The organism is Roseomonas sp. KE2513 (genome assembly GCF_016107305.1).
GTDB lineage: Bacteria > Pseudomonadota > Alphaproteobacteria > Acetobacterales > Acetobacteraceae > Roseomonas.
This window is the reverse complement of the sequence record NZ_RCVR01000136.1, coordinates 1-1,379: the sequence shown is the minus strand read 5'-3', so window position 1 is coordinate 1,379 and position 1,379 is coordinate 1. Positions and strand designations below refer to the sequence as shown.

Here is a 1,379-nt window from a genome sequence, read left to right as displayed (position 1 = left end):
CCAAAGGGATTTTGTTGGAGTTGGAGGAGCGTTGATGAGCGAGGTGGTGCACGGCTATCGTCGTCCTGGGGCGGGGACGCAGCCGCCGCTGGACAGCCCGGCCTATGGCAGCACGCGGGCGCGGCACCCGCAGCAGCCCTTGCTGGAGCTGCCGCACACGCTGACGGAGACGAGCAGCCCGCTCTTCACCGCGGCGCGCTACCCTGAGGTGGCGGACCTGACGGTGCTGGAGAACGGGGCCGGTCACGCCATGGGCGAGCGCATCATCGTGGCCGGGCGGCTCACCGACGAGGACGGGCGGCCCATCCGCCACGCCATGGTCGAGGTCTGGCAGGCCAATGCCGCCGGCCGCTACAACCACGAGGGCGACGACCACGACGCGCCGCTCGACCCCAACTTCCGCGGCATGGGCCGCGTCTTCACCGACGAGGACGGCTGGTACCGCTACGTCACCATCCGCCCCGGCGCCTACCCCTGGCGCAATCACCAGAACGCCTGGCGGCCGAACCACATCCACTACTCCCTGTTCGGCCACGGCTTCGCCCAGCGCATGATCACCCAGATGTACTTTCCGGGCGACCCGCTGCTGCCGCTCGACCCGATCTTCAACACCGTGCCCGACGAGGCCGCGCGCAACCGCCTCGTCTCGAGCTTCGACCTCAGCCTGACAAAGCCCGAGTGGGCGCTCGGCTATCGCTTCGACATCGTGCTGCGCGGCCGCGAGGCCACGCCCATGGAGGACCAGTGACCATGGCCGGCGCCACGCCCGAACTCGCCCCCTCCGAGGCGACCATCTCCTCCCCCACCATTTCCCCAGGCGCCTCCGCCCACCAGACCGCCGGCCCCTACTGGCACCTGGTGGACTTCCCCGAGTGGGCCGACACCACCCGCCACTTCGCGGGGGAGCTGCCGCCCGGCGAGCGCATCGTGCTCACCGGCACGCTCCGCGACGGCACCGGCGCCCTGGTGACCGACGCCATGGTCGAGATCTGGCACGCCGACCCCGAGGGCCGCTACCCGGACCCCAACGGCGACCCCACCGCCTTCCAGGGCTACGGCCGCTGCGCCACCGACAAGGAGGGGCGCTTCCGCTTCACCACCCTCAAGCCCGGCCCCGTACCGGTCGGGCCGCATGCGGGCGCCAACGCCATGCAGGCGCCGCACGTGGCGCTCGCCGTCTTCGCGCGCGGGCTGCTCCAGCACGTCTCTACCCGCCTCTACTTCGAGGGCGAGGCCCTGAACGAGACCGACCCCGTGCTCACCGCCGTGCCCCCCGCGCGCCGCGGCACCATGATCGCCAAACCCACCGGCAACAGCACCTGGACCCTCGACCTCCGCCTCCAGGGCGAAGCCGAAACCGTCTGGATGGCAGTCTGAGC

General features: G+C 71.4%; 2 protein-coding genes. Both read left to right on the top strand.

Annotated features, from left to right (window positions below):
- The first annotated feature begins 34 nt into the window (after positions 1–34).
- On the top strand, positions 35–748 hold the full coding sequence (gene pcaH / locus D9599_RS30600; protein WP_198385112.1) for a protocatechuate 3,4-dioxygenase subunit beta: 714 nt from the start codon (positions 35–37) through the stop codon (positions 746–748).
- Positions 749–750: 2 nt separating this feature from the next.
- Complete coding sequence (gene pcaG / locus D9599_RS30595) at positions 751–1,377, top strand: protocatechuate 3,4-dioxygenase subunit alpha (RefSeq protein WP_198385111.1); 627 nt, start codon at positions 751–753, stop codon at positions 1,375–1,377.
- Positions 1,378–1,379: the final 2 nt, after the last annotated feature.